Below are 19,343 nucleotides of genomic sequence, written 5' to 3' on the forward strand. Positions count from 1 at the left end.
GGCCGCCATGTTCTCCAAATTCTTCATTGAACGTCCGGTCCTGGCCAACGTGCTCGCGGTGCTGATCATGCTCCTCGGCGTGGTCACCCTGCTCGGCCTGCCCGTGGCCCAGTACCCGGACATCACGCCCCCCACAGTCCAGGTCACGACCAGCTTTCCCGGCGCGAGCCCGCAGGTGATCATCGATTCCGTGGCCGCACCCATCGAGCAGCAGGTCAACGGCGTGGAACAGATGCTCTACATGAGCTCCAACAGCGCCTCGGACGGTTCCTACACCCTGACCGTGACCTTTGAGGTCGGCACCAACGTGGACATGGCCACGGTGCTCGTCCAAAACCGCGTCAACCAGGCCCTGGCCCGCCTGCCCCAGCAGGTCCAGGCGCAGGGCGTCACGGTGCAGAAGAAGTCCACGGCCATCCTGATGTGCGTCACCCTGGAATCGCCGGACGGCGCGTACGACAGCCTGTTCCTGTCCAACTACGGCTACCTGCGCGTGCGCGACGAACTCTCGCGCATTCCCGGCGTCGGCTCCGTCACGGTCAACGGCAGCGACGAATATGGCATGCGCATCTGGCTCGACCCGGACAAGGTCAAGACCTACGGGCTCACGGCCCAGGACGTGGTCAACGCCGTGTCCCAGCAGAACGTCCAGGTGGCTGCCGGCCAGATCGGCCAGCAGCCGGCCCCGGACACCATGCACTTCCAGTACATGATCCAGACCCAGGGCCGCCTGGACGAGGTCCGCCAGTTCGAGGACGTCATCCTCAAGACCAACTTCAACCAGACCGGCGAGGTACTGCGCGTCAAGGACGTGGCCCGGGTGGAGCTCGGCAGCAAGACCTACGACCTGTTCGCCCAGAAAGACGGCAAGCCGGCCAGCATCATCGCCATCTACCTGCTGCCCGGGGCCAACGCCCTGCAGACGGCGGACATGATCAAAACGTCCATGACGAAGCTCGCCAGGGACTTCCCGCCGGGCCTCGTCTACAATATCCCCTTCGACACCACGCGCTTCGTCAACCAAGCCATCCACGACGTCTACAAGACGCTGATCGAGGCCGGCATCCTGGTGCTTCTGGTCATCATGCTCTTCCTCCAGGACTTCAAGGCCATGCTCGTGCCCGCGACGACCGTGCCGGTCACCATCCTCGGCGCGTTCATCGCCATGGCCATGCTCGGCTTCTCCGTCAACCTCGTGACGCTTTTCGGCATCATCCTGGCCATCGGCATCGTGGTCGACGACGCCATCATCATCGTGGAGGGCACGGCCCACCACATCGAGCACGGCAGCACGCCCCACGACGCGGCCATCCAGACCATGAAGGAGCTCTTCGGGCCCATCATCGGCATCACATTGGTGCTCATCTCGGTCTTCCTGCCGGCCTCGTTCCTGCCCGGCATCACCGGCCAGCTCTACCGCCAGTTCTCGCTGGTCATCGCCGCGACCGCCGTGATCAGCGCACTGAACGCCGCCACGCTCAAGCCCACCCAGTGCGCCCTGTGGATGAAGCCGCACAAGGGCGAGCTCAACGCCTTTTTCCGGGGATTCAACGCCGTCTACCAGCGTTGCGAAAACGTCTACGCCGGCATCGTCGGCTTCCTGGTCCGCCACGCCAAGGTCGCCATGCTCGGCTACATCGTGCTCATCGCCGTCACCTTCATCGGCTTCTCCGCCCTGCCTACGGGCTTTTTGCCGGAAGAGGACCAGGGCTACGCCATCGTCAGCGTCCAGCTTCCGCCGGCGGCGTCGCTGACGCGCACGGCCGCGGTCATCAAGCAGATCGACGGCTTCCTCAAGGACGCGCCCGGCGTCGCCGACTGGATCACCTTCGGCGGCATGTCCATCCTCGATTCCCTCAACCAGCCCAACATGGCGGCCATCTTCATCACCTACGTAGACTGGGACAAGCGGCCCAAGGGCGTGACCCAGGCGACCATCCTGCGCTACGTGCAGGGGCGTCTGGCCACCCTGCAGGACGCCGTGGCCTTCGTCATGGTCCCGCCGGCCATCCAGGGCCTGGGCCAGGCCGGCGGCTTCCAGATGATGGTGGAGGACCGGGGCAACCTCGGCCCGGTCGCGCTGCAAAACGCCTGTCTCCACCTGATCGACGTCGGGCGCACCCAAACGGGGCTGACGCCGCTGAACGTCACGTACAACGCCTCCACCCCGCAGATCTACGCCGACATCGACCGCACCCAGGTCCAGTACAAGGGCGTGAGCTTCAACAACCTCTTCAGCACGCTGTCGACCTACATGGGTTCGACCTACATCAACGACTTCAACAAGTTCGGCCGCGTCTACCAGGTGCGGGCCCAGGCCGAGTCGCGCTTTCGCCTGAGCGCCGCGGACGTGATGCAGCTCGAGGTGCGAAACGACAAGGGCGAGATGATGCCCCTGTCCGCGGTCACCACCATCAAGGACATCCTCGGACCCACGGTGCTCACCCGCTACAACCTCTACACGTCGGCCTCGGTCTACGGCTCGGCCGCCGCCGGCTTCAGTTCCGGCCAGGCGCTTACGCTCATGGAGCAAATGAGCCAGAACAACCTGCCCGCGTCCATGGGCATCGACTGGACCAACATGTCCTACCAGGAGAAAAAGGTCGGCAACCAGGCCTACCTGATCTTCGCCCTGGCCGTGGTCCTGGTCTATCTGGTGCTTGCGGCGCAGTACGAAAGCTGGTGCACGCCCACGGCCGTCATCCTGGTCGTGCCCCTGGCACTGCTCGGCACCATGGTGGCTCTGCTGGTGCGCGGCATGGACAACAACGTCTACACGCAGATCGGCGTGGTGCTGCTTATCGCCCTGGCGAGCAAGAACGCCATCCTCATCGTGGAATTCGCCCGCGAGCACCGCGCCCGGGGCGTGCCCATCCCCCAGGCCGCCGTGGAAGCGGCGCGGCTGCGCTTTCGCCCCATCATCATGACCTCGTTCGCCTTCATCCTCGGCGTGGTGCCGCTGCTCACCGCCGCGGGCGCGGGCGCGGCCAGCCAGCGGGCCGTGGGCACGGCCGTCTTCGGCGGCATGGTCGCCTCCACGCTCCTCGCCGTACTGGTCGTGCCGGTCTTTTTCGTGCTGGTGCAGGGATTCGCGGAACGGGTGCTCGGCGTGGACAAGCCCAAGCCGGAAGCCGCCCAGGATGCGTCAGGCCAAGCCGAAGAGGGGAAAAAGCCCTAGTTAGCGCCCGGTCCCATTTCTCTGCCCTCGCCTGCCGCCAGCCTGTGCGCTGCGTTGCCGGCAGTTGTCCGCGTTCGGGAGGAATATGCCGTTTACTCGTGCTGCCCCCTGGCTGGCGGGGATGGGGCGGATCGCGCCCGGAGCGGACCTGCTGGCCGGATTGACGCTCTGGGGCGTGCTCGTGCCCGAGGCCCTGGCCTATGCGGGCATGGCGGGTATGCCGGCCTCGGCGGGCCTTTTCACCCTACTCGCCTCGCTGCCGCTGTATTTCCTCTGCGGCGGCAGCCCCGTGCTGGTGTGCGCCGCGACCTCGGTGGAATCCATCATGATGGCGGCGGTGGTCGCCCCCCTGGCCGGAGGGGATGCGGCAAGATACCTGGGGCTTATGGCCCTGCTTATCGCAACGACCGGGATCGTCTTTCTCGCCGGTGGCCTGCTGCGCCTGGGGCGCGCCACGTCCTTTCTCTCCAAGCCCGTGATGACGGGCTTCACCTGCGGCCTGGCGATCTATATCGCGGCCGACCAGCTGCATAAGCTGCTCGGCCTGCCCCACGGCCACGGCGACACGTTGCGGCAAATCGCGCAACTGGCCGCCGGGATCGGCCGCTGCAACCCGGCCACCGCGAGCGTCGGCGTCGCGTCGCTGGCCCTGCTCTTCGTCCTCGAACGGCTGACACCGCGCGTGCCGGCCGGGCTTTGCGTCATGGTGCTTGGCCTCGTCGCCTCGAAGGCGTTCGCGCTCGGGGAAACCCACGGCGTGGCCGTGATCCAGGGCATCAGGGCCGGCTTGCCGTCGCTGGCCCTGCCCCATGGCGGCATGGCCGACGTGCGCGCCGTGGTTCCGGCGGCGCTCGGGCTTGCACTGGTGGCCTTTTCCCAGGCCCTCGGCGCGGTGCGAAGCTATGCCCCGCGCTTTGGCGTGGGCGTGGATGCCGACCGGGAACTTCGCGCCCTGGGCCTGGCCAACCTCGGCTCCGCACTCCTTTGCGGCCTGCTCGCCGGGGGCAGCATGTCCTCCACCGCCGTCAACGTGGCGGCCGGGCGAGAAGTCGCGTCTCCACGCTGGTTACGGCGGGAATGATCGTGCTGACGCTGTGTTTTTTCACGCCCCTCTTCCACGGCCTGCCCGAAGCCGTGCTTGGGGCCGTGGTCATGCACGCCGTGGCCAGGCTCATGAAAATTGCCGAACTCCGGCGCTTCTACCGCCTCAACCGCGTCGAATGCGCCCTGGCCGTCCTGGCCCTGTCGGGCGTGGTGCTTCTCGACATCCTGCCGGGACTGGTCCTTGCGCTGGCGGCGTCGCTCGCGCGCCTGCTCCTGGTCGCAAGCGGCGTCAATCTGTCCGTCATGGGCGAACTCGCCGGCTGCGGCGTGCTCTGGGTCGATACGAGCCAGCACGCGCAAGCCAGGGAGCGTCCCGGAGTACGCGTGCTGCGCATGGAGGAGGCGCTTTTTTTCGCCAACGCCGAGAAATTCCGCAGCGCCGTGGTCGCGCTGGCCCTGCAACCGCCAAGGCCCGGGGCAGTGGCCATCCAATTGCGGGCCAACAGGCGCCTGTGCATCACTGCGGCCGACATGCTCCGGGCTCTGGCGGCAGAACTCGCCTCCCACGGCGTGCTCCTGGCCTTCGTCGAACCGGCTCCGGAGACGCTGCGCATGCTGCGCCAAAATGGCGTGCTGGAGCTTGTCGGAAAACAACGCATCTACCCTGGCATCGGACAAGCAGTGGCCGATCTGCAATCACAAATCAGGTAATGCATTGCGCAGACAAGGAGAAAAGGAAACAAGGGAAAGTCGTTGCGGCAATGCGCCGCAGAGATTTCATACACAACCAGAAGAGGTGCCCATGCAGTCCAAGAAAGCAAATGCGTCATGGATTCCGCGCCGGTCCATCCTAAAAGGAGCCGGGGCGTTGCTGTTCGCACCGCTGCTCTCGGGCCTTGGCGCAAAAAGCGCTTTCGCCGCGCCGTCCGCATCCCCCAAAAGCCTTCGCACATCTCCGTACAATACCCGGCTGGTGCTGCTCGGCACCACGGGAGGCATGACCTGGTGGCCGGGTTCGAACCGGGCCAGCAATTCCCAGGCGTTGCTCGTGGGCGACGCCATGTACATCATCGACCTCGGGTTCGGGGCCTGCGCCCGTCTGGCCGAAGCCTTCAACTACGGACATTTCGTCACCATCGGCGGCCAGCGGACGCAACTGGAACTGTCCTCATTCCTGAGCAACATGCGGGCGGTGTTTTTCACCCACCTGCACATGGACCACCTGGGCGACTACCCCACGTTCCTGGAAATCGGGGCCCGGGCCGGCTATGCGGAAAAACAGCCCCTGATCATCATCGGCCCCGGCGACCGCGGCCGGCTCGACGACAACCAGTCCGGCTACAAAGGGACCATCATCCAGGCGCAAAGTTGCAACCCGGCCGTGACCACCCCCACGCCGGGCACCAAGATGATGACGGACCACATCCTGCAAGCCTTTGCCCAGACCTTCAACGACTGCGCCCAGGACGAGGGCTACCCCGACATCCCGAAGTGCATCGACGTCAGGGAAATCGGCGACCCCAAAGTCATCCCCTGGCCGGCCGACTTCATCATTCCCGATCCGGGCAAACCCTGGTCGGCGGACATCACCTGCCCGGCCATGGAACCCTTCGAGATATACAAGGACGATCGCCTGCGCGTCACGGCCATCCTGGTCGACCACTACGAGGTCTACCCCGCCTTCGCCTTCCGCTTCGACACGGCGGACGGCTCCCTGGTCATTTCCGGCGACACCGGTCCGGACACCAGGGGCAACCTGCAAAAGCTGGCCAGGGGAGCCGAGGTCCTGGTGCACGAGGTCATCGACGACTTCTGGATCAAGGCCAGCTTCAAGGGCGTCAAGGAGGGCGAGCCCGCCTGGCCGCTCTATCACCACGTCGTGACCGCACACACGAGCACAGCCGATGTCGGCAGGGTGGCGCAACAGTGCGAAGTCAAGACGCTGGTTTTGACCCACATCGCGCCGGCCAACACGCCTGTCGCACGCCTGCGGCTCGCCCAGCAGAATTTCTCCGGGAAATTGATCGTCGGGGAGGATCTGATGGAGATCGGCATCGGCAAACCGCACGGCCGCTCCAAAGCCTAGGGAGAAGGGCTCACACCGCGCGTTGCGACCCGGAATCAGGACTGGTTCCGGGCCGCAATGCGAACACGGCGAGAACAGCCTCCTTCTCATGCGCGGCCTCGGCCCGAACTGCCGGAATCAGCGGCCGCGATGACGACAAAATACCCTCCGCTGTCTCGATCGCAATCATGCGGATCGGACTTCCAGCCACACGCGGGATGTCGCTCAGAACAATATTTTTTACTGCTTCTTGACATACGATTTTTATTTTCATAACCGAAGGTGTTATTTTTTTTAATTTTTAATACGCCAGAAGCTTACCTATTTATTTTTTGTAATTACTCCGAATTTTCAACCCGTTACAAAAGGAGCGAGCATGGTTCCCTGTCGTTTCTCCCGCGCTGCCCTTCTTGCCCTTGGCCTCGTTTTTGCCGCCTTGCCGTCGTTGGCAGCCGATCCCCAGCACACGGAGAAAGCCGACGAAACCATGCTCGACGAAGTCAACGTCGTTTCCTCGCCCATCATCGAAGGGAACAGGGTGGACAGCTTCGCCAATGAAACGACGACGGTCTCAAAGGAGCAGATTTGGGACCTCAATGCGTCAGACCTGACCTCGGCCCTGCGGCGCACGCCCGGCGTGACCATCTCCCGCTTCGACAACATCGGCTCGTTCGGCGGCGCGGAAGGCGGCGCGATCTTCATCCGGGGCAAGGGAGCGAGCCGGCCCGGCGCGGAAATCTCGGTCATGATCGACGGCGCGCCGGCCTATATCTCGGTCTGGAACCACCCGCTGCTCGATTACCTTTCCGTGGACCCGGCCAATTCCCTCACCGTGTACAAAAGTCCCCAGCCGCTCAACTTCGGCAACGGGTTGGCCGCCGTGGACATGACGCCCAAAAGCCGGGACAAGGAAGGCTTCGAATCGAGGGTCACGGCCCAATACGGTTCCTACAATACGCCCCAGGAAACGGCCGAGACCGGCGGCAAGGTCGGCCGCTTCGACTACTATGCCTCCCAGAGCTACCGCTATTCCTCGGGATCGCGGGCCATGTCCGACGGCATGCTCACGAGCTATTACGGCCGCATGGGCTATGGACTGACCGACAACTGGAACGCCCACGCCACGGTCATCCGCACGGATAATTACGCCATGGACCCGGGCCCCGAAGGGGACGCGGCGGAACGCGACGGCAAGTTCGTCACCCGCGACTGGCACATGGTGGCCACGTTTGCGAACACATACGATTGCGCCGAAGGCACCCTCAAAGGATATTGGAACACGGGGCAGGGCTATTGGTACAACCAGTCCGGCACGGACAACGACACCAAGACCGATTCGGACCTGTACGGCGTGCGGGCCAAGGAAAAACTGCGCCTCTGGCAGGGCGGCGAGATCGCCCTGGGCGCGGACATGGACTGGATCAGCGGGCAGACGGAATTCACCACCGACCCCTCGCTGACCATCAACTCCCTGACGGACTGGTCGTTCACGCCGGGCGGCGTGTCCCACTTCGACCGCATGACCTGGTCCATCTTCTCGCCTTTCCTCGGCGTCTCCCAGATGATTGGCGGCAAGGACGGATTTTACGCCACACCCTCGGCCGGCCTGCGCTACTACGGCCACAGCCAGTTCCAGTCGGAATGGTCGCCCCAGGCCGGCCTGCTGCTCGGCTACAAGGACCTGGAACTGCACGGCACCTACTCCCGGGGCGTGAACTATCCGGGGCTCAATGTGGCCGCCTTCTCGCAAAACGTGATCACGTCCCTGGGCCAGAGCTGGCGCGACCTCAAGGCCGAAACCATGGACCACTTCGAGGCAGGCGCGTCCTACAAGTACGAAAACCTGCTCAAGCTCGATGTGACGGCGTTCTCCGACAACGGCCACGACCGGTATGTGATGTATCCCTCCTCCGGGAAACCGACCGGGTTCGAAAATTACGGCACATACTCCATCTGGGGGCTGGAAACCACGGCAACCTACACCCCGGTCAAGGACCTGTCGTTCTTCGCCGGCCTCAACGCCATGGGGCACACGCCGCAGTACCTGCCTTACGTGCCGAACCTGAGCGTCAGCCTCGGCGGAAACTACCGGTTTCTGGAGCATTATAAGATCTCGGCCGACGCCCAGTACGTGGACGAGATGTACGTGCTCTCCGAGACCCGACGCGTGGGCACACGCAATACGGAAAAGGTGGACGGCTACTGGCTGGCTAACGCCAAGTTTTCCTATTTCTTCACCATTCCCAAGCCCAAAGTCGAAACCGAACTCTTCGTGGCCGTGCAGAACCTGACCAACACCTTCTACAAATACAAGCCCGGCTACCCCATGCCGGGGACCGGCGTTTCGGCCGGCGTGGCCCTGACGTTCTAACCTTGGAGGGCGTATATGGAAGAAGCTATTTCCACGGTCTTCGACCGGCGTGAGGTCTTCTCGAAGCTGCGGGCGCATGACCGCATGCGCCATGGGACGGCCTATGCCTGGCTGGAAGGGTTTCTGGCCGGACGGAGCCGAGGCGATCTGCGCCTGCTGGACCTCGGCTGCAACGACGCCCGGGACATGGCGCGCGTGCTGGCTGCCGGGGACGTGGCCTCCTATATGGGCGCGGACACGGATACGGACTGTCTCGCCGCCGCGCGGAAAAACCTCGCCGGGAGTCCGGCCGCCGTGGAGCTCGTGGCCGCCGACGGCCGGGAGGTCCTGGCCGGCCTGCGCGAGGCCGTGGACGTCATCTGGATGGGGTTGTTGCTCCACCATTTCCCGCAAGGGGAAAAAGCAAAGCTCTTCGCCATGGCCAAAAACGCCCTGCGTCCGGGCGGGGTGCTCCTCAGCCACGACCCCATGCCGGACGAGGGGGAAAGCGCCGAAGCCTATCTTGGGCGCTACAATCGGGAGATCGAAAACGGTTGGGCGGAACTCGCGCCGGAGGAACGGCGCGTGCTCGTCGACCATTTCCGCCGCCACGGCCGCCACGATCCCGTCGACGTCGTGGAGGGGCTGGCCAGGGAGGCGGGATTCTCCCAGGTGGTTCGCAAACGCCTGGACCCCGCCGGCTTCTACGCGTTGTTGCGCTTCGCGGCCTGAGCAGGCGCGGGGGGGCAAGAGAGGCATGCAAATGCAAAACGAATCCGATCCCCGGGCCGCCTTCTTCGACGCCCGGGCCGCGAACTGGGAAGCCAATTGCTACCCGCCGCCCGTGCGGGAAAAGCTCCCGCGTCTGGTCGCGTCCTTCCATCTGCCGGGCGGGGCAACGGTTCTCGACATGGGCACCGGCCCGGGAACGCTGGTGCCCTATCTGCAAGACGCCGTGGGCCCGTCGGGACGGGTGTTCCCCTTTGACCTGTCCCTGGAGATGCTGCGACAGGCCCGGTCCAAGCTCGGGCCGGCGGCTCCGCCGCCGGTTCTGGCCACGGCCATGCGCCTGCCCTTTCGTGATGCGAGCTTCGATGCCGTGGTCTGTTTCGCCGCCTTTCCCCATTTCGAGGACAAAGGCGTCGCCCTGTCGGAAATGGCCCGGGTCGCCAAGTCCGGCGCGCAGATCCTCATCGCCCATTTGCTCAGCCGCGTCGAACTGCTCGCCCATCACGGCACCCACAGCGCCGTAGCCCGGGACGCCCTGCCCGAGGAAGGCCGCATGCGCGATCTTTTCCAAGCCGCCGGCCTGCCCGATCCCGTCATCGTGGACGCGCCCGGACGCTACCTGGCCAAGTGCCGCAAACTGGCGAACCCGTCGGAGAGCCGGCCATGACGCGCCTTGCACGTGCCCTCCGCTGTCTCGCCTTCGTTTGTATCTGTGTGCCCCTGGCAGCCTCCCTTGGGGAAGCCGGACAACAGGAAGCGCCCATCGTCGTCGCCGCCGGCACCACGCTGGTGTCGGACATCGTAAACGACCTGGGGCGGGGATTGGTGACGGCGACTCCCATCATGCCCGCCGCCGCCTGCCCGGGACACACCGACCTGCGCGCCTCGGACATGCGCGCCCTTGCGGACGCCCGGGTCATCCTCCTGCACGACTGGCAAAGCCATCTGGACAGCGTCATGGGCCCCATCCGCAACGACCCGTCCCTTGCCGCCAAGGCGCGCACCATCGATGCGCCCGGCAACTGGATGGTGCCTGATCGCCAGAAGTCCGCCACCCTGGCCGTGGCCCGGGTGCTGGCCGATATCGATCCGCCCCATGCCGCCCTGTACGGGGAGCGGGCCAAGGCGCGCATCGTCGCGGTCGATCGCGTCGCCGCCGCGCTTGCCGCCAAGGCCGGGCCCCTCGCGGGGTTGCCGGTCATGACCGACGTGCAGCAGCAGCCCTTTCTGCAATGGCTGGGCTGCGACATCGCCGCCGAGTACGGCCGGTTCGAGGAAAGCGGGCCGCAAAAACTCGCCCGGGCCCTGGCCCGGGCCAGGGAGGCGAAGGTCCGGCTCGTGGCCGACAACCTGCAAAGTTCGGGCGGTTCCGGCAAAACCTTCGCCGAGGACCTGGGCGCGGCCTTCGTCGTGTTGACGAACTTCCCGGGCGGGTTCCCCGACGCACCGACCTGGGCCCAGGCCATGGCCGCAAACCTGGACCGTTGCCTTGCCGCGCTTGGTCGCCATGGCCAATGAGCCCGCCCTTTCCCTGCGCGACGTCACGGTCAAGCGGCGCGGCCGCGTCGCCCTGCGCATGGACGCCCTGGACCTGGACAAGGGGCGGGTGCTTGGCGTCATCGGCCCCAACGGGGCCGGCAAGAGCACGCTGCTCGCCGCCGTTTGCGGGCTGTTGCGCCTTTCCTGCGGCGTGGTGCAATTGTTTGGGCATGATTTGGCCGGTCCCGGCGCAAGCCAGGCCCGGCGGGACATCGCCCTGGTCATGCAGGCCCAGGACGTGGACCCGCGCCTGCCCATAAGCGTCCTGGAATCCGTCATGTCCGGCGGCTATGCAAGGCGCGGCTGGTTGCGGTCCCCGGGGCGGGAACTCGCCCGGCGGGCCTTGGAAATGCTGGAGCTCGTCGGTATCGGCCATCTGGCCGGCCGTCCCCTGGGGCAGCTTTCCGGTGGCGAACAGCAACGCGCGGCCATTGCCAGGGCCTTGACCCAGCAGCCCCGAGTGTTGCTGCTCGACGAACCCACCTCGGCCCTGGACTGGCGCGCCCAGCGCGACATCCTCGGCTGCATCGCCTCGTTGCGCGAACGGCTGGAACTGACCGTGCTGCTGGCCACCCACGACCTCAACAGCCTGGAAAGCCTGTGCCACGAGGTGCTGTGCCTGGAATCCGGCCATCCCCTCTGGCGCGGGCCGGCCCGGGAAGCCCTCGACGCCGACCGGCTCGGCGGCCTCTACCAGGCCGAAGTGGCGGTGGTGTCCCACGGCGAGCGGCGCGTGGTGCTTTTTTGAGGATTCGCCATGGATGCCTTTCTTGACGCGGGATTCATGCGCCATGCCGTGCTGGCCGGGCTGTTCGCCGGCGTGGCCTGCGCCGTGGCCGGCGTGTTCGCCGTGCTCATGCGCCTGACCTTCATCGGCGTCTGCCTGGCCCATGCCGCTTTTGCCGGCGGACTTGTGGGGCTGCTTTTCGGCTGGGACCCGCTTGCCGGCGCGCTCGTGGCCAGCCTGACGGCGGCGGCGGTCATCGGACCGGTGGCCGATCGGGGGGAGCTCTCCCCGGATACCGCCGTGGGCGTCGTGTTTTCGGCCATGCTCGGATTGGCCATTTTTTGCCTGGGCCTGCTCCCCGGCCCCAAAACGGCCGGACTGAACCTCTTTTGGGGCAATATCCTCACCGTCAGCCGGCGCGACCTCTGGCTCCTCGGCACGGTGGCCGTGGCGGCGAGTCTGGCCATCATCGCCTTCTTCAAGGAAATCCAGGCGGTGGCCTGTCATCGCCGGATCGCCCGGGCCAGCGGCCTGCCGGCCACGGCCATCTTCTACGGCATCCTCTTTTTCACGGGACTAACCGTCACGGCCTGCCTGCCGAGCGTCGGGGGCCTGCTCGTCTACAGCCTGCTCATCAATCCGGCGGCCGCCGCCTATCAGCTGACCTACCGCCTCGGGCGCCTTTTCTTCCTGGCGGCCCTGTTCGGCGTCATCTCCTGCGAGGGCGGCCTGCTCATTGCCTGGAAACTCGACGTGCCGGCCGGCGCGTCCATCGTCCTCGTGTCCAGCCTGCTCTTTCTGGCGGCCGTGGCCTGCTCTCCCAAGAAAAAGGCCGGTTCCAGGGCCGAGGGATAACGGCCATGGCGGACATCCCCTCTGTTCTGCCCGCGTGGCAACACCCCACGAGTCCCCGTCGCCGGGCATGGCTGGGATGGCTTTTGTCTCTCGCGTTGCATTCCGTCGTCCTTGTCGGTCTTGTCTGCTTTTGCCGTTTTCTCGCCGATCATCCTGCCGGCGGGGGAGGCGGGACCGGCGGGGGAGGCGGGTCTGTCTTGGCCGTGGATCTCTCCGGGCTGGGGGCGGGGGATTGCGGTTCACCTCCCGGATCGGACGCGGCAGCGGACGCTGACGAGATGCCCGCGGCTGAAGAAACCACGTCCCCTCAAGCCCGGCAGGAGGCCAGGACAGAGGATGTGTCGGAGATCAACCAGGAAAAGGCGTTGCCTGTTCCGACGCCCCCCCCCGCACACGCGGTCAAATCCAAAACCGAGCAGAAGCAATGCGTTCCCCGAAAAAAACGACCCCCTCACGCTGCCGCCGTAGCCACGGCTCCGGCATCCGTATCGGGGCAAGGATCGGAAGGCCCCGGCAGGAGTGACGCTTCCCAAGCCGGACCGTCGGGAGTCGGGCCGGGCATGACCGGAGGCGTTTCCGGCCAGGGTGGCGGGACCGGAGGCGGCAGCGGCGGCGGCGAGGGACCCGCCGCCGGCGCGGGGCGGGGCATGGGTGAAGACGGTGGCATGAGCCTGGCGGCCGTGGACGTGAAGCCGAGGATCATGCGGCAAGTCGAGCCCGCTTATCCTGCGGATGCGCGTCGGCATGGGATCGAGGGACGGGTTGTCGCACGGCTCCTGGTCACCGCGGACGGCGGGGTAAACAGAATCAGCATTGTTTCCGCAAAACCGCCGCAGATATTTGAGCAAGCCGTCATTTCGGCCCTTGAAAAATGGAGGTTCCATCCTGCCCGGTACAAAGGGCGTGAGGTGGCGACCTGGGTCATGCTGCCGATCAGGTTTGATTTGAAGGACTGACAGGGTGAGGGGAAGCCGAGGGCCCCAGATGCTCGGCCCGGCCCAAAACCCGCTTTTCACCGGCAGCCCGTGACCGGCCCCGTGGGCCAAGTGGAGTTCACCCGATTCTGTGGAGACTTTTTGACTTGGAGCCAGTCGGGTATCGCCAATACTTTCACTCCTTAGCCCGGTGCCGACTCCTGACCCAAAAGCGGAACGCCCCCTGGCGGTTCCGGACTAGGCGAACGCCCACTGGGGCCGCGGCACGCTTCGCTTTGCCGCCTGCGGCATCAGCAGGACTGGCAAATGAAGCAAGCGGCTCGGTCGCCCCAATATACCACGTGCGTGGCGGATTTGCCGGAGGTAAGGACATAGAAGTTTGTCCCTCAGGCCTGTTGCCTCTTTCAACTCCATGTTCTCCATCCCCCCCCTTTGAAATTCCTCGTTTTTTCGTCTGTCTGGCCAAAAGGCTATCCAACCCGGCCAGCTGCACGAAAAAGGGCCGGGCAAAAGCAGCCTAACCCCTTGGAATTTCGTGTTGGTGCGCCCGGCTGAATTCGGACCTGCGGCCGCCTGCGTAGAAGGCCAAACAAAACCCGACACCATACTGATTTTACTAATATTTCTAAAGATATCGAATAAAACCACCGGACATCCTTTGCCTGGCGACAAAGGGGAACGGTTATCCAGGGGTTATCCAGATTGCAACGCCGGCCCAGGTAAAAGTTAATAAGAAAGAAGGCAAACATGCTTAGCCAACCAAACAATTCCAGACAAGATACACACCATATCAAACATTGCCCAACAACAGCCGATATCCGTTTCGACACAAGCTCTATATTCAAATCTATATCATTTTTTCACTCACATAACAGCGACTCAAGCAATCACTCCTATGACCAAAGATTTATTCGAAAAAACTTGCAGCCAGTTCCTTTTGTACATTTGACTTGACACCTCCACGAGACACGGAGAGACCCCCGGTGGCTCCAAACTTGGTAACGGCTCCCAGCAACTTGTCGGAGGTTGGACGGTCGGCAAGCGTCGAACCCTGCTTCACCTCGACGCAAAATCGACTGGGCCACATTTGCTCTGGAGCTGTAAATAAAAATTTACGCGCCCTTCCAGCTGTTTTACGCCTTCTATACATGCCGCGGACTATAGCCAAGCCATCGACAGCCGCATCAAGGAGATTTTCGATGGATACGCTTTTTATTGCCGGTATGGTAGTCCTGCTTCTCGCACTGGTCGCCTTGATCGAGTTCCTCGAATGGCTGGAGAGGAAGTAAACATGGATAGCGTCGTCTTGGCCATTGCCGCCGTGTTGTTCGTCTATCTCCTCGCCGCCCTCTGCAAACCGGAGTGGTTTGAATGAACCAGAGCAACCTGTTGCAACTCTTGTTTTTCCTGGCTGTGCTGCTCTTGTCGTCCTGGCCGCTCGGGCGCTATGCCGCCCGGGTCTACCAGGGGCGGCCCTGCGGCCTGGACATGCTGCTCGGGCCGGTTGAGCGCCTGCTTTACCGGATCAGCGGCGTCGACGCCTCCCGGGAAATGGACTGGAAGACCTATGCCCTGGCCATGCTCGGCCTAAACGCCCTGGGCATGCTCTGCGTCTACGCCCTGGAGCGCCTCCAGGGAGCGCTGCCGCTCAATCCCCTGCACCTGCCGGGGGTGAATCCCTTCGTCGCCGTCAACACGGCCGTCAGTTTCGCCACCAACACCAACTGGCAGGCCTACGCGGGCGAATCCACCATGAGCATCCTCACCCAGATGCTGGGGCTCGCCGTCCAGAACTTCCTCTCCGCCGCCACCGGCATGGCCGTGGCCGTGGCGTGCATCCGGGGACTCGCCCGCCGGGAGACCGCGCAACTCGGCAACTTCTGGCAGGACCTGACACGGTCGGTTCTGTACATCCTGCTGCCGCTCTCCTTCGTGCTCGCCCTTGTCCTCATCTGGCAGGGCGTGCCCCAGACGTTCACGGGACAGGTCGAGGCAGCCTGGCTCGATCCCGCCCCCCATGTTGCTTCGTCCACGTCGCCGGACATACCGTCGCCCGACCAGCCCCCGGCCACACAGACCATCATCCTTGGCCCCGTGGCCTCGCAGGTGGCCATCAAGCAGCTCGGCACCAACGGCGGGGGGTACTTCAACGTCAATTCCGCCCATCCGTTCGAGAATCCGACGCCCCTGACCAATCTTCTGGAGATGCTGGCCATCCTGCTCATCCCGGCGGCTTTTTGCCACACCTTCGGCGCCATGGTCGGCGACAGGCGGCAGGGCCTGGCGATCCTGGCGGCCATGACCATCCTCTTTGCCGGATTCGCCGCGCTGACGCTCGCCGCCGAATCGGTCCCCAATCCGGCCCTGTCCGGCATCGGCGTCGCAACCGCGCCAAGCCTCGAGGGCAAGGAAGTCCGCTTCGGCGCTGCCGGATCGGCCTTGTGGGCCGCAGCCACCACCGCCGCCTCCAACGGCTCGGTCAACGCCATGCACGACAGCTTCTCGCCCCTCGGCGGCATGTGGCCCATGCTCCTCATGCAGCTTGGCGAAGTGGTTTTCGGCGGCGTGGGTTCGGGGCTCTACGGCATGCTGGTCTTCGCCGTGGTCACGGTCTTCGTGGCCGGACTCATGGTCGGGCGCACGCCGGAATACTGCGGCAAGAAAATCGAACCCTTCGAGACGAAGATGGCCGCGCTGGTCATCCTGATTCCGCCCTTTCTCTGCCTGGCGGGGACGGCCCTGGCCGCCGCGATCGGACCGGCCGACGCCGTGTCCAATCCGGGGCCGCACGGCTTTTCCCAGATGCTCTACGGGTTCTCCTCCATGGGCAACAACAACGGCAGCGCGTTCGCCGGCCTGACCGCCACGTCGCCCTTCTGGACCATCGCCGGGGCCGTGGCCATGTTCGTCTCCCGCTATTGGCTGATCGTCCCGGTCCTGGCCCTGGCGGGATCGCTTGCCGGGAAGAAGCGTCTGGCCCAAGGCCCCGGCACCCTGCCCACCCACGGGGCCATTTTCGTCGCCCTGCTCATGGTCGTGGTCCTGGTGGTCGGCGCGCTCACCTTCGTGCCCGCCCTGGCGCTGGGCCCCGTGGCCGAACAGCTCGCCCTTTTCTAGAAGAGGTTTCCGCCATGCCCAAGCATACGAAACGTCCGCTTTTCGATCCCGCCATCGTCCGCCAGGCCGGCATCGACTGCCTGCGCAAGCTCGCTCCGGCCAGGCAGGCGCGCAATCCCGTCATGTTCACGGTCTACGTCGGCAGCATCCTGACCACGGTCCTGGCCATCCAGGCGGCGCTTGGCCACGGCGAGGCCCCCGTCGGCTTCGTCGCCGCCGTCGCCGCCTGGCTGTGGGCCACCGTGCTCTTCGCCAACTTCGCCGAGGCCATGGCCGAGGGCCGGGGCAAGGCCCAAGCCGCCGCCCTGCGCGGGCTGCGCCGGGACGTGACCGCAAAAAAGCTCGCGTCCCCACGGCGTGACGCCGCCGTGGCCGAAGTCCCGGCCAGCTCCCTGCGCCGGGGGGACGTGTTCCTCGTCGAAGCCGGCGACACCATTCCCTCCGACGGCGAGATCGCGGAGGGCATCGCCTCGGTGGACGAGTCCGCCATCACGGGCGAGTCCGCCCCGGTCATCCGCGAGGCCGGCGGCGACCGCAGCGCGGTCACCGGCGGCACGCGCCTGCTTTCGGACTGGCTGGTGGTCACGGTGGCGGCCGACGCCGGCGAGACCTTCCTCGACCGCATGATTTCCCTGGTCGAAGGCGCAAAGCGCCGCAAGACCCCCAACGAGATCGCGCTGAATATCCTGCTCGCCTCGCTGACGCTGATCTTCCTCGTCGTCTGCGTGACCCTGCGCCCCATGTCGGCCTACGCCGTGGCCGCCGCCGGACAAGGGCAGGCCGTAACCATCACCGCCTTGGCCGCGCTGTTCGTCTGCCTGGCTCCGACCACCATCGGCGGGCTGCTTTCGGCCATCGGCATCGCCGGCATGGACCGGCTGATCCAGGCCGGGGTCATCGCCACCTCGGGGAGGGCCGTGGAAGCCGCCGGCGACGTGGATGTGCTGCTGCTCGACAAGACCGGCACCATTACCCTGGGCAACCGCCAGGCCACCGCCTTCCTGCCGGCCAAAGGCATAGAGGAACGCCAGTTGGCGGAAGTGGCCCAGCTCGCCTCCCTGGCCGACGAGACGCCCGAGGGCCGGTCCATCGTGGTCCTGGCCAAGGAGCGCTTCGGCATTCGCGGCCATGACCTGGAAGCCCTGGGCGCGACCTTCGTGCCTTTTACGGCCCAAACACGCCTGTCCGGCGTCGATCTGTCGGGACGCAGCATCCGCAAGGGCGCGGCCGACGCGGTGAGGGCCCTGACCGAAGCCGCGGGGAACCACATGCCGACCGAGGTCGATCAAGCCATCCGCGAAGTGGCCAAATCCGGCGGCACGCCGCTGGTGGTGGCGGAAAACGGCAAGCCGCTCGGCGTGGTCTGGCTCAAGGACATCGTCAAGGGCGGCATCCGCGAGCGTTTTGCCGAACTTCGCGCCATGGGCATCAAGACGATCATGGTCACCGGTGACAATCCTCTGACCGCTGCCGCCATCGCCGCCGAGGCCGGCGTGGACGACTTCCTGGCCGAAGCCACGCCCGAGGCCAAGCTCTCCCGCATCCGCCAGTACCAGGCCGAGGGCAAGATGGTGGCCATGACCGGTGACGGCACCAACGACGCCCCGGCCCTGGCCCAGGCCGACGTGGGCGTGGCCATGAACTCCGGCACCCAGGCCGCCAAGGAGGCCGGCAACATGGTGGATCTCGACTCCAACCCCACAAAGCTTCTGGAGGTCGTGGCCATCGGCAAACAGCTGCTCATGACGCGCGGGTCGCTGACCACCTTTTCCATCGCCAACGACATCGCGAAATACTTCGCCATCATCCCGGCCGTGTTCCTCGGCATCTACCCGCAACTGGCCCTGCTCAACGTCATGGGGCTAACTACGCCCAAATCCGCCGTGCTCGCGGCCGTCATCTTCAATGCCCTGATCATCGTCTTTCTCATTCCCCTGGCGCTTAGGGGGGTCAAATACGTGCCGGCCCCGGCCGTGGTCGCCCTGCGGCGAAACCTCCTCGTCTACGGTCTGGGCGGACTGGCCGTGCCGTTTATCGGCATCAAGTGCATCGACATGCTGCTTGCCGCCCTGGGCTGGGCCTAGGGTGCGGTGCGACACAACGAAAAAGTGAAGATGCCTCCGGCGGCCGGGAGGGGGCACCCCCCTCCCGGACCCTCCTTGAAGGGGGAAAGGGACGGGGCGAAGGCGTCGAAAGAAAGGAGAAAAGCAGGATGGTTACGCGTTTTGGCAAGGAATTGAAGACGTCGTGTCTGATGTTTTTCTGGCTGAGCCTGCTCACCGGGATAGCCTACCCCTTGGCCGTGACCGCATTGGGGAACAGCCTTTTCCCGCAACAGGCCCGGGGCTCCCTGCTCGAGCGCCAAGGCGTGGTGGCGGGGTCGGCGCTGGTCGGCCAGCCTTTCACGTCCGAGCGCTATTTCCACGGCCGCCCCTCGGCCACGTCGCCCTTTCCGTACAATGCCGCCGCATCGTCGGGCTCCAACCTGGCCCCGTCCAATCCCGACCTGCGCGCGGCGGCAAAGGAGCGCGCCGCAGCCCTGGCCAAGGACAATCCCGGCGCGCCCGTGCCCATGGACCTGGCCACGACTGCGGCAAGCGGGCTCGATCCCGACATCAGCCCGCAGGCCGCCGCCCGGCAGATCGCGCGGGTGGCCGGGGCGCGGAGGCTGCCCGCACAATCCGTCGCCGATCTGGTCGCCCGGCATACCGCAGGCCGCCTCTGGGGATTCTGGGGGGAACCGCGCGTCAATGTCCTGCGCCTCAATTTGGCGCTGGATGGCCTGACCGCCGCGCAGTAGGAAG

14 protein-coding genes and 1 pseudogene are annotated in these 19,343 nt (G+C 65.3%); all 15 read left to right on the forward strand.

Annotated features, from left to right (window positions below; translation table 11 throughout):
* The first annotated feature begins 7 nt into the window (after nt 1-7).
* The 15 genes and pseudogenes from Q368_RS0116440 to kdpC all read left to right on the forward strand — a co-directional run bounded on the left by Q368_RS0116440 (nt 8) and on the right by kdpC (nt 19,339).
* Nucleotides 8-3,178, forward strand: a complete 3,171-nt coding sequence (locus tag Q368_RS0116440) for an efflux RND transporter permease subunit (RefSeq protein WP_029460148.1) — start codon at nt 8-10, stop codon at nt 3,176-3,178.
* Nucleotides 3,179-3,299: 121 nt separating this feature from the next.
* Nucleotides 3,300-4,354 (forward strand): annotated as a pseudogene (locus Q368_RS23995) (SulP family inorganic anion transporter); the annotation flags it as partial.
* A 171-nt stretch (nt 4,355-4,525) separates the two neighbouring features.
* Nucleotides 4,526-4,933, forward strand: a complete 408-nt coding sequence (locus Q368_RS27060; RefSeq protein WP_281174642.1) for a sodium-independent anion transporter — start codon at nt 4,526-4,528, stop codon at nt 4,931-4,933.
* Between the two features lie 157 nt (nt 4,934-5,090).
* On the forward strand, nt 5,091-6,308 hold the full coding sequence (locus Q368_RS0116450; protein WP_029460149.1) for an MBL fold metallo-hydrolase: 1,218 nt from the start codon (nt 5,091-5,093) through the stop codon (nt 6,306-6,308).
* A gap of 355 nt (nt 6,309-6,663) precedes the next feature.
* Nucleotides 6,664-8,658 carry a TonB-dependent receptor gene (locus Q368_RS0116455; RefSeq protein WP_029460150.1) on the forward strand — a complete coding sequence of 665 codons (1,995 nt, stop codon included), beginning with the start codon at nt 6,664-6,666 and terminating at the stop codon, nt 8,656-8,658.
* 15 nt (nt 8,659-8,673) lie between these two features.
* Nucleotides 8,674-9,369 carry a class I SAM-dependent methyltransferase gene (locus tag Q368_RS24005; protein ID WP_052360223.1) on the forward strand — a complete coding sequence of 232 codons (696 nt, stop codon included), beginning with the start codon at nt 8,674-8,676 and terminating at the stop codon, nt 9,367-9,369.
* A gap of 31 nt (nt 9,370-9,400) precedes the next feature.
* Entirely contained in the window at nt 9,401-10,033 is a 633-nt protein-coding gene (locus tag Q368_RS0116465; RefSeq protein ID WP_052360224.1) for a class I SAM-dependent methyltransferase, read from the forward strand.
* On the forward strand, nt 10,030-10,884 hold the full coding sequence (locus Q368_RS0116470) for a metal ABC transporter solute-binding protein, Zn/Mn family (protein ID WP_052360225.1): 855 nt from the start codon (nt 10,030-10,032) through the stop codon (nt 10,882-10,884). Before Q368_RS0116465 ends, Q368_RS0116470 begins: the two co-directional genes overlap by 4 nt.
* Nucleotides 10,856-11,653 carry a metal ABC transporter ATP-binding protein gene (locus Q368_RS0116475; protein WP_052360226.1) on the forward strand — a complete coding sequence of 266 codons (798 nt, stop codon included), beginning with the start codon at nt 10,856-10,858 and terminating at the stop codon, nt 11,651-11,653. Before Q368_RS0116470 ends, Q368_RS0116475 begins: the two co-directional genes overlap by 29 nt.
* Before the next feature lie 9 nt (nt 11,654-11,662).
* Nucleotides 11,663-12,487 (forward strand): metal ABC transporter permease, encoded by an 825-nt coding sequence (locus Q368_RS0116480; RefSeq protein WP_029460155.1) that lies wholly within the window; start codon nt 11,663-11,665, stop codon nt 12,485-12,487.
* Between the two features lie 560 nt (nt 12,488-13,047).
* Nucleotides 13,048-13,443, forward strand: a complete 396-nt coding sequence (locus Q368_RS26485) for an energy transducer TonB (RefSeq protein ID WP_052360227.1) — start codon at nt 13,048-13,050, stop codon at nt 13,441-13,443.
* Between the two features lie 261 nt (nt 13,444-13,704).
* A complete protein-coding gene (locus tag Q368_RS27450) occupies nt 13,705-13,797 on the forward strand; it encodes a DUF4113 domain-containing protein (RefSeq protein ID WP_425423684.1) in 93 nt (30 codons plus the stop codon).
* 996 nt (nt 13,798-14,793) lie between these two features.
* Nucleotides 14,794-16,539, forward strand: a complete 1,746-nt coding sequence (kdpA, locus tag Q368_RS0116500) for a potassium-transporting ATPase subunit KdpA (RefSeq protein ID WP_029460157.1) — start codon at nt 14,794-14,796, stop codon at nt 16,537-16,539.
* A gap of 14 nt (nt 16,540-16,553) precedes the next feature.
* Nucleotides 16,554-18,623 carry a potassium-transporting ATPase subunit KdpB gene (kdpB, locus tag Q368_RS0116505; RefSeq protein WP_029460158.1) on the forward strand — a complete coding sequence of 690 codons (2,070 nt, stop codon included), beginning with the start codon at nt 16,554-16,556 and terminating at the stop codon, nt 18,621-18,623.
* A 128-nt stretch (nt 18,624-18,751) separates the two neighbouring features.
* Nucleotides 18,752-19,339: a potassium-transporting ATPase subunit KdpC gene (gene kdpC, locus Q368_RS0116510; protein ID WP_029460159.1), complete on the forward strand. Its 588-nt coding sequence runs from the start codon at nt 18,752-18,754 to the stop codon at nt 19,337-19,339.
* Nucleotides 19,340-19,343: the final 4 nt, after the last annotated feature.

Source organism: Solidesulfovibrio alcoholivorans DSM 5433 (assembly GCF_000702665.1).
Taxonomy (GTDB): domain Bacteria; phylum Desulfobacterota; class Desulfovibrionia; order Desulfovibrionales; family Desulfovibrionaceae; genus Solidesulfovibrio; species Solidesulfovibrio alcoholivorans.

Excerpts from the sequence above, each read along its gene's own strand:
- Q368_RS0116440 (WP_029460148.1), top strand. The coding sequence starts at position 8 with ATGTTCTCCAAATTCTTCATTGAACGTCCGGTCCTGGCCAACGTGCTC.
- Q368_RS27060 (WP_281174642.1), top strand. The coding sequence starts at position 4,526 with ATGGGCGAACTCGCCGGCTGCGGCGTGCTCTGGGTCGATACGAGCCAG.
- Q368_RS0116455 (WP_029460150.1), top strand. The coding sequence starts at position 6,664 with ATGGTTCCCTGTCGTTTCTCCCGCGCTGCCCTTCTTGCCCTTGGCCTC.
- Q368_RS24005 (WP_052360223.1), top strand. The coding sequence starts at position 8,674 with ATGGAAGAAGCTATTTCCACGGTCTTCGACCGGCGTGAGGTCTTCTCG.
- Q368_RS0116465 (WP_052360224.1), top strand. The coding sequence starts at position 9,401 with ATGCAAAACGAATCCGATCCCCGGGCCGCCTTCTTCGACGCCCGGGCC.
- Q368_RS0116470 (WP_052360225.1), top strand. The coding sequence starts at position 10,030 with ATGACGCGCCTTGCACGTGCCCTCCGCTGTCTCGCCTTCGTTTGTATC.
- Q368_RS0116480 (WP_029460155.1), top strand. The coding sequence starts at position 11,663 with ATGGATGCCTTTCTTGACGCGGGATTCATGCGCCATGCCGTGCTGGCC.
- Q368_RS26485 (WP_052360227.1), top strand. The coding sequence starts at position 13,048 with ATGACCGGAGGCGTTTCCGGCCAGGGTGGCGGGACCGGAGGCGGCAGC.
- kdpA (WP_029460157.1), top strand. The coding sequence starts at position 14,794 with ATGAACCAGAGCAACCTGTTGCAACTCTTGTTTTTCCTGGCTGTGCTG.
- kdpB (WP_029460158.1), top strand. The coding sequence starts at position 16,554 with ATGCCCAAGCATACGAAACGTCCGCTTTTCGATCCCGCCATCGTCCGC.
- kdpC (WP_029460159.1), top strand. The coding sequence starts at position 18,752 with ATGGTTACGCGTTTTGGCAAGGAATTGAAGACGTCGTGTCTGATGTTT.